The following is a 13,884-nucleotide window of genomic DNA, read 5'->3' as shown; positions in this document are numbered from 1 at the left end:
TGGTGGAGGCGGCTTCAGCAGTGTGGTGTGCTGGGGCATCATGCAGACAGCCGCCGACGCTTGAAACCGCGACAGCAGCGAGATCGCGCGAGAAGGTAGAAGATCGTACGAAAGGGATGCGTTGACGGAAGTCGCAGGTGGCGAAGAGGCTGAACGCTCATGGCCGAGGCATTCCGCCCCAGTTCGGTTGTAAGCTAGTTCTCGATTTGCTGACTCTTAATCAGCGGGTCCCAGGTTCGAGCCCTGGTGCGCCCACCAAGCCTTTCAAAGGCCTGGGGACCTCTCGCGACGGCCATTCAAGACCCTGCTGATGTGCGCTCATTGGTGGGGCCGATGCCGCCAAACCAAGCCATAGTAGATCACTAGAGCATGCAACGCGGCAATGAAGCCGGCCGGGTAGCCGATCCAGATGCCGTCCAGCCCGATCCAGCGGGAGGCCAGGTACGCGATGGGCAACTGGACCAGCCAGATCGCGGCAATCGTAATGCCCGCCGGCCACACCACCACGCCGGTCGATCGCATGACGCCCGCGAGGACGTTGCCGATTCCGAACAACAGATAGCTCCAGAGCGCGATCAGCAGGGCGCGGCTGGCGATCGACAGCGTATCGGGATCGGTTATGAACCACGAAAGGACAATCTGCGGGAACAGGCAGATGACGCAGATCACCGGCGCTCCAATCAGAACGTTCAGCACCGTCGCGATCCGCGTGATCGCTCCGAGCCGATCGGCTCGTCGCGCACCGATCGCCTGCGCCGCAAATACCGTGGCGGCAAGCGCGACACCCTGCATCGGCGCAAGCAGATATCCGACCACCTGGTTGACGGCCCCGTAAGCGGCCGTCGCGCTCGATCCGAAACCGTTGACGAGAAAGACCACTGCCACTTCGGACAGCGAGGCCATCGCCATCTGGACACCGGCGGGAACGCCGATGGCCAAGAACGATCGGGCGATCGCCGGGTCGATCCGAACTCGGCGCAACAGCTCGCGGTCGAACGCCATCGGATGTCGCCGGACCGTAAGGTAGGCCATGAGGGCCGGAAGCGATATCGCGCAGGCTACGAGATTGGCCCACGGGGCGCTCGTCACCGCAAGCTTCGGCAGCCCGGACCACCCTTCGATCAGGGCCGGCGTCAGTAGCAGGCTGATGGCGATGCACAAGGCCGTCGCCAGGAACGGCGTCCGCGCATCGCCGGTGCCGCGTAGAAGATAGGTGTAGGCGAAAAATAATGTCATGATTGGCAACGAGACAAACGTCACGCGCGCGTAGGCAACGGCAGGCGATAGAATATCCGGCGGCGTTGCCATGGCGGCCAGCAGTTCCGGAGTGAAGCGATAGCCTATGGCCGCGATGGCAATGCTGACCAAGGCGCAGACGCACAGCGTGGTTCCGGTCACGCTCTTGATCTGCTGCGTATCGCCTGCGCCATAGGCGCGACCGACGAGAACGATGCCGCCGGTGATGACGCCGATCAAAAACGAGACCAGCAGAAGGAAGATCGGAAAGAATACCGAGGCGACGGCCAGTGCCCATGGGCCGAGAAGCTGTCCGAAATAAATCGCCGTGATGGTGCCGGAGAACAATTGAAGCACGGCATTTGCCGTCTGGGGCACGACGAACCACGCCATTGCCTGCCACAACTGCTTTTCGTCGAATTGATGAAGTTGCGGCGGGGATGCCGGCTTCCGGGTTGACGCCGGCGCGACCGGCGCCTCATCGGTGGTGCTGTGGGAATCGGCGGGAACGCGATGCCGGCGCACGCGCGATGGCGGGTTTTGCAGGTTCACGGCGGGCTCACCGGGTTCGGCGGATCGATCATGTCGATCGGTGCTGTCCGATGGGGTGGCTCAGCGCCTGCGGCGCCCGACCATAGCCCGGCTAACCGCTGCCCGGGATCGGTGGCGACCGCCGTGAGCAGGCTCACGAGGTCATCTGCGAGTTGACTGATCGCGGCTGCATCGAAGCGTCGACGGCCGAAGATAAGCCGCAGCATTATCCGCGCGCCGGGCGCTGCGACCAGGCATAGCGGAAAGTGAACGCCCTCCTCGAAGCTCGCTATGGCACCGACTCGCAATTCGGTCGCCGATAAAACCGCCTGGTCCGCAAGCGTTGGCCCAACCGGATAATTCTCGAAGACAATCACCGACTCGAACAGCGCCTCGTCGGCCGGAGCGCCGCTCCAGCGTCGGATGTCGATCAACGAGCAGCCGTCATGGCTCTGCTCCTCGGCTTGTTGGGCCTGCATATCGGCGAGCCAATCCGTCACCCGTGCCGTCGGGTCCAGTCGTACGCGGCGCGGCAGCGTGTTGATGCACAACCCGACCATCCATTCGACGCCTGGGAGCTCGCCGGGGCGGCCGGCGGTGGTCAAGATCACGTCGCCATCCGCTGTGTGGCGCCCTAGTGCCAAGGCCCATGCCCCCTGAATGAGCGTGTTCATTGTCAGCCGTTGTGCCTGCGCCAGCGCCTGCAGTTGCGCAGTTAGCTGCTCCGAGAGAGACGCACGATGCTCGCCCGCCGCATCGGGCGATGACTCGGATTCTCCCGCCGGCAGATCGAGCCGGTGCGGCGCGCCCAGGCTCGCCAGGCGGTTGCGCCAGAACGCTTCGCTGGCAGTTCGATCCGCCGCAGCAAGCCATGCCAGGTAATCGCGATAAGGCCGCGCCGGCGGCAAGGCCACCGGTCGACGCTGCCGCGCAGACTGATAGAACGCCAAGAGCTCGCGCAGCATAATCGGGATCGACCACCCATCCAATAGCAGGTGGTGAAAGCTCAGGATCATACTGTGGCGCACACGCGAGTGACGCCGCAGATAGACCCGCAGCAGCATGCCAGAGGCAAGATCGAAACCCTGCGCCCGGTCCTCCGCGAGCAGGTTCTGCAGGCGATGCTCGGCGACCTGCATATCGAGCCCCGACCAGTCGTCGGCGCGCCACGGCAGCTTGGCATCCCGTCGCACCACCTGCAGCGGTGCTTCCTCGACGTCGTCAGCGATGGCGACGCGCATCGCGGCATGCCGGATCGTCAATTCGCGCCACGCCGCTTCCAGCGCCGCTCGGTCCAGATTCCCCTCAAGCGTCAGGCACAATTGCTCATGGTAGGCGACACTGTTCGGTGATCGGCGCGCGTGCGACAGCATGACGTGCTGCATGGGAGCCAGCGGCCAGATGTCTTCGAGATCCGGATAGCGCTGCTGCAACGCGTTGAGACGGGTCTCGTCAAGCTGAGCCAAAGCAAAGTCGGAAGGCGTATAGCCGCTGATACCGCGGGTCGTGCAGTGACGAATCAGGCCGCGCAGCACTGCTGCGAAGCATTCCGCCAGGTTGACGATCGAAGCTCGATCGTGCGCGGCAGGCCACCACCGCCACTGGATCTGCAGCGTGCCGTCCTTTACCAGCGCCACCACCTCGATCAGATGATCCCTGCCGCGATTCGGCGCGATCGCCAGCCCGGAACTTTCAGCCGCCAAGCGCCATCCGGAATCGGGCCCCTCATCAAAACGGCCAAGATAATTGAAGCTGATCTTGGCGCGTGGCAGCAACCGCAATGCTTCGGCTGTCTGCTCATTGAGATAGCGCAACAGACCCCAGCCGATGCCGCCGTGCGGCACTGCGCGCAGATGCTCCTTGATGCGCCGGAGGGCGGCGCCGGCCGCGGGGCCGCCGGCCTTGACCTGTTCGAGGTCCAGCCGCCCGGCATCGAGTCTGACAGGGAACATGGTGGTGAACCAGCCGACGGTCCGCGACAGGTCGACTGCGGCGAACAGATCCTCGCAACCGTGACCCTCGAGATCGACGAGCGTAGCCGTTTCGGTCTCTCCGCGCGCAGCGCGCCAGCCGGCCAGGGCGACGGACAACGCGGTGAGGTGCGTATCGTTGATCCGGCTGTGATAGGCCTGCAGCACGGCGGTCAGCAGCGCCTGCGTCTCCTCGGCCGAGAGCAGAAGCGTAAGCCCTTCCGTTTGACCGCAGGTGGCGTGGCCGAGATCAACGGCGTGGCCGATCGGCAGGTCAGGCGCCTCGTGGCAAGCGGCGCTCCAGAAATCAAGTTCGTTCGAGACTGCAACGTCCTCGGCATGGTTTTGGAGTCTTTCGCCCAGCTCTTGAATGACGTGGTCTGCCTGGAATCTCGACGGTCTCGCTGCGTTCGAGCTGGCGATAGCCAGCGATCAAGCTGGAGTGGGACAATGAAGAATGGTTAATAAACCGTCACCGCGCTGTAATTAACGCCAGCCTATATTCCCGCCGCTGTCACACAGCCCCTCTTTCAGTGCTGCGCGAGCATCCTCGTGCGGCCGCGGTCGGCTTTTGCCTTTTTGGAGATTGTCAATGGCTCTTGGTCCCGGTTCGATTGCTTTCGTTGGTTTCAATGCGGACGGAAATGACGGCCTCGCCTTTATTGTGATCGATCCGATCGTTGCTGGATCAGTCATCCGTTTCAGCGACAACGAGTGGAATGGTTTGGCAATCGAATCTGGCGGCGCTTTCAATACGGGTGAGGGTGGTCTGACCTGGACCAATGGCGATAGCGATCTGGCCGCAGGGACGATTGTCGAACTTCTCAATACCTCCTCCGCCGCTACCCGCAGCGCCAATATTGGCACAATCTCCGGCGGAACGATCGCGCTCGGTAATTCCGACGAGTCGATCTATGCTTTCGTCGGCACCTCCGAGAGTGTCCCGACCGCATTCCTGAGCGCGGTAACGAACGCGAACGGCGGCTTCAATTCCGCTGCCAGTGGCTCGCTCGGCGGTACCGGGCTCGCCGCAGGCTCGACGGCCCTGGTGCTGCCCCGGACTGACGGGGCCGATGTCGCAGTTTACGACCCGACACTCGGCGGAACATCTTTCGCGTCACGTGCCGACGCCCTCGCAGCTTTCAATACGACCGCCAATTTCGTCGCGCAAAGCGGCAGCGGCGATCAGAGCGCTGACAGCGTCGCGCCTGACGCGCCATTCCTAACGGCTCCGCAGTCTCCAATCTCGGGTGTGCCCTTTACCATCCAGCCAGGCACGCCGTCGCAAACGGTGGCTTTCGCCGCCGGTTCGGTCTCCGTTGCCCACGCTGAAGGCAGCGCCGGAACGACGACCTTCACCTTCACAGTAGAGCGCACCGGCGGCACCACCGGTGACGTCAACTTTAGCGGCCAACTGACCTCGGCAGCGGCCGATGCCACCGACTTCAATGGCGCTGCTGCAGTGCCCTTCGTCTTCAGCGGGACAATACCGGCCGGACAGGCTTCGGTGCTCGTCACCGTCGAGGTCAACGGCGACGTGACGGTCGAGCCGGACGAAACTTTCACGCTGACGCTGCAGGCCGCGACCAACAACGACGCGGCGGTTTCGACCTCGCTCGGCGCACAGACCACCGCGACTGGAACGATCCAGAACGACGATGCACCCGCGGGCAACGTGATCGGCGGCATCACGATCCTCGACCAGGCGCAGTCATTGGAAGGGTCGGCGACGACCCCGAATGCGACCAATGCAGTGCAGCTCGTTCGGCTTGACAATTATGCGCCGGCCGCAGGCACCAATGCCGAAGTCGTCTCGTTCGATCCGTCAACCGGTCGCGCCTATGTGCTCAACACCGTAGGCAACACGATCGACATTGTGGCCATCAGCGCAAACGGCACCGTGAGCCTCGTTTCCTCGATCGATTTGGCCGCCCTTGATGGTTACGGCGGGGCGAACTCGGTTGCGATCAAGAACGGCGTTCTCGCCGTGGCTTACGCCAGTGACCTGCCCGGCGCGAACGGATTCGTCGCCCTTTTCGATCCGAACGGCACTCTGATCAAGACCGTCGAAGTTGGCGCCGGCCCCGACCAGCTCGTATTTACTGCGGATGGATCGAAACTGTTGGTCGCGGACGAAGGCGAGCCGGCCTCGATATCGCTCCCCGATGGTAGCTCGCAGATGGTAAACCCGGAGGGTGGCGTTTCCATCATCAGCCTTTCGGGCGGCGCCGCCAACGCAGCGGTAGCCAACACGATATCGTTCGAGGGCCTCGACGGTTTCGAGGCGGTCCTGAAGCAGGCAGGTGTCGCGCTCCTCAATGGCCAACCGGCGTCCGCCGACATCGAGCCGGAATACATCTCGGTTTCGCCGGACGGAAGCCGCGCCTATGTGACGTTGCAGGAAGTCAACGCGGTCGCGGTGATTGACCTCACTGATGCCGCCGCAACCAAACCGCTTGCGATCCTGCCGCTTGGCGGCGTCGATCGCAACCTGGCCGGCAACGCCTTTGACGGCGCCGATCGTGGTGGAATCAATCTTCAGAACGCCGATGTGATCGGTCTGCTTCAGCCGGATGCGATCGCGAGCTTTGAGGTCGGCGGCGTGACATACTTCGTCACTGCCAACGAGGGCGATGCGCGAGTAGAACTCGACGACGAGTCGAACCTTGCGAACGTGACGCTTGATCAGGTCGCCTATCCGAATGCGGCGGCACTCCAGGACAACACCACCGGCCTTGGCCGGCTTCGGGTCCGTTCGGACCTCGGCGATACTGACGGTGATGGCGACATCGACCAGGTGTACGCTTATGGCGGCCGTGGCATTTCGATCTTCAAGCAGAATGCCGACGGTACGATCACAAAGGTCCGCGAAACCGGAGGCGAGTTCGAGGCGATCATTGCGCGCGACTTTGCCACACGCTTCAACGTCGATACGGCCGAAGGTGGTGGAAGTGGAGCCACCGACAATCGTTCCGACAACAAGGGTCCCGAGCCGGAAGGCGTCGATGTCGGCGTCATCAATGGGCGTACCTACGCCTTCGTTGGCCTCGAGCGGGTCGGCGGCGTCATGGTCTATGACATCACCGATCCGGCCAACGCCTCGTATGTCGGCTACCAACCGCCGCTTGCCGGCGAGGGCAATGCGCCCGAACTGACGAAGTTTATCAGCGCCGCAGATAGCCCGACCGGTACGGCGCTCGTGCTTACCGCCAACGAAGGCAACTCAAGCGCCGGATATGTGGGCGCGGGGCTGACCGTCTACGCGGCCTTGCCGCAGAACTACACCCAGGAAATCCGGGTCGCGTCGTCCTCGACCAGCGTATCGCACGCGGAAGGAGACACTGGCACCACTGCCTTCACCTTCACCATCGAGCGCACCAATGGCACTATCGGTTCGGTCGATGTGACGCTGCAATTGGCGGCGGGCGCGAGCAACGGCGCCAACGCGCAGGACTTCGCGGGCGTCATGAACCTGCCGAGCAACGTCACGGTCACCATCCCGGCCGGCCAGACGTCGGCTACCGTGACGATTAACGTAGCTGGCGATTCCGCGTTTGAAGCCAACGAGAGCTTCACGGCTACCATCACCAATGCGACGACGACGCAGCAGGGCGTCACCGCTACGGTCAGCACCACGCAAGCGGTCGCGACCGGCACGATCCAGAACGACGATGCGATGCATATTTACGAAGTTCAGGGCGCGGGACATCGCTCGGAGCATGTCGGCCAGCAGGTAACCGTGCGCGGCATCGTCACTGCCATTGACGCGTCCGGCACCGAAAATGGCGGCAACAATCCGGTCGGCTACTACATTCAGGACGCCGTCGGCGATGGCGACTACCGGACCTCGGATGCCGTCTTCGTTTTCTTAGGCACGGGCGCCAACGTCACGATCCCAAGCGGCATCGTCGTCGGCGCGGAAGTGCAATTGACCGCAACCGTCAATGAGTTCGCCAGCACGAACCAACTGTCGGTTACGCAGCTCAATCCAGTGGCAGGAACTACTAGCGTGCTCTCGACCGGCAATGCTCTGCCGACGGCTGTGCGGATCGGCGATGTCGACAACCTCGCGACCGGTCTTGAGCGCAAGCCGGCCATGGTGTCGCTCGGCGACGATGATGTCGATACCGCTCCCCCGACCGGCACCTACGATCCGGTAAATCAGGGATCGGATTTCTGGGAATCGCTGGAAGGCATGCGCGTCACGCTTGAAGATGTGCGTGTTACCAGTCCCTTCCACTCGAATTTTGACGAGCAGTTCGTAACGCCGAACGTTGGCGCCAACCCCTCGGAGAATTCGCGTGGCGGCCTGACGATCAGCGACACGACGCCGGGAACCACTCAGCCTGCCGACAAGGTGTTCGACTTCAATCCGGAGCGCATTCAGCTCGACGACGAGGCGGGCGTGGCGCTACCGACCAATCTTCAGACCGGAGATCGCCTGGGCGATGTAACAGGCGTCGTGAACTATGCGAATGGTCAGTATGAGGTGAACACGACCGAGGCCTATGGCCCGGTTACGGCCGCGAACCTGCAGAAGGAAACCACGACCATCGTAGAGAACCTGGACCGGATCCGCGTTGCGACCTTCAACGTCGAGAACCTGGCGCCGATTGGCCAACCGGTGGATGGCGTACCGACGCCGGCAAGCAAGTTCGCCGGCCTCGCGGACGCCGTCGTCAACAATCTCAAGGCACCCGAGATCATTGCGCTTCAGGAGGTGCTGGACAATGACGGTGCCACAAGCTCAAGCGTCACGAGCGCTTCGCTGACCTTGTCGCAGCTCATCGACGCGATTGTTGCGGCCGGCGGACCGCGCTATGTGGCTATCGACTCGCCGCCGATCGACAACATTGGCGGCATCCCGAACGGAAATCAGCGTGTCGCCTATCTGTACAATCCGGAAGCAGTTTCGCCGACCGGGCGTAATGGCCTGACCGACATTGTCAGTGACGCCTATGGGGTGAAGGTGCAGCAGTTCGCGAGCGCCAACCAGATCGGGCAGGGCAATACTGACTTCACCGCCACGCGCAAGTCGCTGCCGATGGAATGGTCGCCCGTGGGTTATACCGACGAGCAGGGCGGCACGTTCTGGACGGTCAACAACCATCTCTCCTCGAAGGGCGGTTCGGCTCCGCTTTACACGACCTTGCTGGACTTGCCGCTCTATGCCGACCCGATCAACGGGTCTTCGCAACAAACCGGCACGTCGAGCGAGCGTGAAGGGCAGGCTGAAACGATCAACGCGTTCGTCGATGGCCTGCTGGCCAACGGGTCGGCGACCGATGACCGTATCGTGGTGCTAGGCGATCTGAACGATTTTCAGTTCTTCCCGGTGGTTGATCTCATCACGGGTCAGTTGACCCGCACCACCGCCAGCCCGGATGGGACCCCCAGCATCTTTACGCCCGGTACCGCTGTGCTTTCGGAATTGATCAGCAAGCTCCCTGTAAACGAGCGCTATTCCTACAATTTCGATGGCAATGCGCAGGCGCTGGATCACATCCTGGTGTCGAACAACATGTTCGACAGCGCTCAGTTCGATATAGTGCACATCAATTCGGAGTTCATCGACCAGATCTCCGATCACGATCCATCGGTATCATCGCTCGTGATGTCCCGTTCGGCTGCGATCGCCACCGCAGGCAACGACGTGTTCGACCAGGCCGCGTACACCGCGAAGTTTGGCGCGCGAGGCAGTCTCGCCGGCGATGACACGATCAACGGCCTCGGCGGCGATGACCGCATCGCCGGTGGCGCGGGCAATGACGTCATTGATGGCGGCACCAGCGGCGTCGCCGGCGACGTTGCGGTGTTCACCGGCGCACGCAGCAATTACACGGTCACCGTGCAGGGCGGTTCGTTCGTCATTTCCGACAACCGCACCGGCTCTTCGGACGGCAATGACACCGTCACAAACGTCGAGAGGTTCGAGTTTGCGGACCGGACGCTCACGGCCGCCGAGTTGACCGATGCAACGGGCCCCACGCTTACCGCTGCGACGCCGGCGGACAATGCGACCGCGGTCGTGGCTGGAAACAACATTGTCCTGACCTTCGACGAAGCAGTCATGGCGGGTACCGGAAATATCGTCATCAGCAGCGGAGCGGGCGACACGCGGACGATCGCGATCAACGATGCCTCGCAGGTCACGATCTCCGGCAACACCGTCACGATCAATCCGACCGCTGATCTGGCAGCCGGATCCACCTACGACGTCACGCTGGCGTCGGGCGTGATCACCGACGTTGCCGGCAACGCGTTCGGCGGCATCGCACAGGATGCTCTCGACTTCACCGTCGCGGCACCGCAGACCTACAAGCTGCAGATCCTGCATGCGTCCGACTTCGAGGCAGGTCTGAAGGCGATCGACGACGCGCCACGCTTCGCGGCCATCGTAGACCGGCTCGAGGATACGTTCGCCAACTCGATCACGCTGGCATCGGGCGACAACTACATTCCGAGCCCGTTCTTCAATGCCGCCAGCGATCCGGCATTGGCCTCGTTCTTCCCGCCGAGCATCGGCCGCGCCGATATCCGCATCCTGAACTCGATCGGCATCGAGGCGTCCGTCATCGGCAACCACGAGTTCGATCCGGGCCCGCGCGATGTGCAGAACCTCATCCGTCCCGTGAACGACCCCGATGGGGCCGGCCCGCTTAGCGGCTACGAAGGCACACAATTTGCCTATCTCGCCGCCAACCTGAATTTCGCCGGCGAGCCGGACTTGGCGCCCAACGCCCAGACCACGCCGCTGACCGAGGCGACGTTCGGCGTCGGTGCAAGCGGCGGGCGCCGGATCGCGCCGTCCACCATTCTCGAGGAGAACGGCGAGAAGATCGGCGTGGTCGGTGTCACCACTCCGGTGTTCGAAGACATCACGACACCGGGTGGCGTCCGGATCATCGGCCCGCGTACGCTGGAAACTGATGCCGACTTCATCGCGCTTGCCGCGGTCATCCAGCCGGCGATCGATGCCGTTATCGCCCAGGGCGTGAACAAGGTCATCATCGTTTCGCAATTGCAGGAGCTGGAGAACGAGCAGAAGCTCATCACCTTCCTGAAGGGCGTCGACGTAGTAATCGGCGGCGGCTCGAATACGCTTCTCTCCGATAGCAACGACGTTCTCCGTCCCGGCGATGTCAGCGAGGGTGAATACGCGCAGATCATCACCAACGCCGAAGGCAAGAACACGGTTCTCGTCAACACCGACGGCAACTATAAGTACGTCGGCCGGCTGGTGCTCGAGTTCGATGCCAACGGTGATATCATTCCGGCCAGCCTCGATCCGAGCATTAATGGTGCCTATGCCACTGACGATGCGGGTCTGGCCCGAGTCTATGAAGGCTCCGGCATCGATCCCTTCGCCGAGGGGTCGCGCGGCGACGCTGTGCGCGATATCACCACCGTGATTGACGGCATCATCACGCAGAAGGATGCTGTCACCTTTGGCCGTACCGACGTCTACCTTGAGGGTCGACGTGGCGAGGTGCGCGCTCAGGAAACCAATCTCGGTAACCTCTCCGCCGATGCCAACCTGTGGTACGCCAAGTCGGGCTACGATAGCACCGTTCAAATCTCGATCAAGAACGGCGGTGGCATCCGTGACTCGATCGGCTCGATCAGCTCCGAGGGCGACGGCGCGGAACTGCCGCCCGCTGCGAATCCGGAAGTTGGCAAGGAAGCCGGCGAGGTCAGCCAGCTCGACATCGAGAACTCGCTGCGCTTCAACAACGCGCTCAGCCTCGTCACGTTGACGCCGCAGCAACTGCTTGAAGCGCTTGAAAACGGTGTTTCCAACCCGGGCGGCATCTTCGCCCAGGTCGGCGGCCTCCGGTTCAGCTACGACCTGACCCGCCCTGTGGGGGACCGGGTTCGCTCGGTCACGCTGGTCGATGAAAATGAGCATGTGATCGCGGTCGTTGTTGCCGACGGCGAGGTGGTTGCGGATGCGCCGGCGGCGATCCGCATGGTGACGCTGAGCTTCCTGATCGGTGGGGCTAACCCCAACGCTCCGGGCGGGTTCAACCGGCCTGACGGCTTCCGGTTCGCCGAGTACATCGCGGCCAACCCGGCGTTTGCCAATCGTGTCGACCTGTCTCCGGACAATTTGCCGGCAGACGACGTGGCAGCCCGCACCGGCGATGCCAAGTTCACCGATGACGGCTTCGAGCAGGATGCGCTGGCCGAATATCTCGCGGCGAACTTCTCGATTACTCCGTACGCACAGGCGGATACGGCTCCGGCCCAGGACCAGCGTATCCAGAATCTGGTTGCAAACGGCGGTAACGACACCGTTCTGCCGATCATGGGAACCGACGGCGAGGATGACCTCTCCGGTACCGCCGCAAAAGACTCGATCTTCGCCAAGGATGGCGACGACCGCGTCCGCAGCCTCGGCGGCGACGATCTCGTGCTCGGCGGCGGCGGTGATGACGTCATCGAAGGCGGCGACGGCAACGACCGTGTCCAGGGCGGCGAGGGCAACGACTTCGTCTTCGGCGACGCAGGCAACGATACCGTGGTGGGCGATGCCGGCGACGACCGTCTGCGCGGCAATGACGGTAACGACATGCTGGTCGGCGGCGTGGGCAACGACAACCTCAACGGCGGAGCGGGTTCGGATGCCTATGCCTACAAGCTGGGCGACGGCTCTGACGTCATTACCGAAGCGGCCAACACGCCGGCCGATACCGATACACTGGCGCTGGTCGATCTCAATGCTGCGAACGTCACGTTCCGCCGGTTTGGCAACGACACCCTGATCGAGCTGTCCAACGGCAGCGTGATCACCTTGAAGGATCAGCGGATTGGCGGTGGCGTCGAAAAGGTGACCTTCGCCAACGGCCAGGAGCTCGATCGCAGCGGCATCAACGGCGCGATCGTCAATCGCGGCCCGGTGGCCGTCGACGACACGGCAGCGGCGGTAGCGGAAGATGCTGCGGCGTTCGTCATCCCGTTTGCCGACATTCTCGGCAACGATAACGATGCCGATCTTGACGCGCTCTCGATCACGGCGCTCGCCAACATCGTGGGCGGCACGGCTGAGATCGTGGCCGGTGGCATCCGGTTCACGCCGGCCGCCAACTTCAACGGACCCGCCTCGTTCGAGTATACCCTTAGCGACGGCAACGGCGGGTCGGATATTGGCAAGGTCAGCTTCACGGTAACCGCGGTGAACGATGCGCCGGTCACGGTGGCGGACGCTGGCACTGCGGGTGAGAACGAAGCCAAATCGTTTGATCTTCTGGCCAACGACACCGACGTCGAAGGCAACCTGCCGCTCAGCCTAGCGGCTTTCGAGGTCACTGGCGTTGACGGCATCAACCTGACCAACGCACAGGCGCAGTCGGCGTTTTCGATTGCTCCGGACGGCCGACTGCAGTTCACCCCGGGCAGTCTGTTCGATGGCCTGAACGACGGACAGAACGCCACGATCTCGATCCGCTATACGGCCGCCGACAATCTGAACGCCCAGTCGACTGGTACGTTCACGTTGACCGTCACGGGCGAAACCGATGCCAACGTGATCAATGGAACCAACGGCACGAACCTTCTGCTCGGAACCGACGGCGTCGATTTGATCAATGCACGCGGCGGCGTCGACTTTGTTCTCGCCCAGGGCGGCAATGACATCGTGCATGGGGGCGAGGGCAAGGACTACGTGTTCGGCGGTGCCGGCAACGACACCCTCAACGGCAATGGCGGCCGCGACAACCTGCTCGGCGAAGACGGCGATGACATTCTGAACGGCGGAGGAGGCAACGATCTGCTTAACGGTGGTTCGGGTCGCGATACCTTCGTGTTCCAGTTCAGCAGTGACGGGGCCGGGCGCGACACCGTGTTCGACTTCCGTGCGGGCTCTGGTCCGGACCATGACGTCGTTCAGCTCGATCAGTCGAAGTTTGCCTACTTCAACGCGCTGATGGCTTCCAGTGCGTTGCACGACACGCAGATCGGCGTCGAGATCAGTTACGATGACGGCTCGAGCATCACTCTGGTCGGCGTCAACAAGGCAAGCCTGACGGTGGACGATTTCAAGTTCGCCTGATGACAATCTCGGATTGTTCATCGGATTGTTCATGTGAAAGGGGGGGGCGCATGCGCCCCCCATTTCTGTTGTCAGATATCTGTAACAATTCTCGGA

3 protein-coding genes are annotated in these 13,884 nt (G+C 62.7%); 1 reads left to right on the top strand and 2 read right to left on the bottom strand.

Annotated features, from left to right (window positions below; genetic code table 11):
- Positions 1-318: 318 nt before the first annotated feature.
- The gene (locus YUO_RS40160) at positions 319-1,788 is read right to left on the bottom strand and encodes an MATE family efflux transporter (RefSeq protein ID WP_235782657.1); all 1,470 of its coding nucleotides are present in this window, start codon (positions 1,786-1,788) and stop codon (positions 319-321) included.
- Positions 1,785-4,100, bottom strand: a complete 2,316-nt coding sequence (locus YUO_RS0108010; RefSeq protein ID WP_235782682.1) for a condensation domain-containing protein — start codon at positions 4,098-4,100, stop codon at positions 1,785-1,787. Before YUO_RS0108010 ends, YUO_RS40160 begins: the two co-directional genes overlap by 4 nt.
- Before the next feature lie 229 nt (positions 4,101-4,329).
- On the opposite strand from YUO_RS0108010, the gene YUO_RS40155 reads away from it, so the two are divergent.
- Entirely contained in the window at positions 4,330-13,788 is a 9,459-nt protein-coding gene (locus YUO_RS40155; RefSeq protein WP_035726294.1) for a choice-of-anchor I family protein, read from the top strand.
- Positions 13,789-13,884: the final 96 nt, after the last annotated feature.

The sequence above is a fragment of the Bradyrhizobium murdochi genome (assembly GCF_000472965.1).
In the GTDB taxonomy this organism is placed as follows: Bacteria; Pseudomonadota; Alphaproteobacteria; order Rhizobiales; family Xanthobacteraceae; genus Bradyrhizobium; species Bradyrhizobium murdochi.
This window is presented reverse-complemented; position numbering and strand designations above follow the sequence as displayed.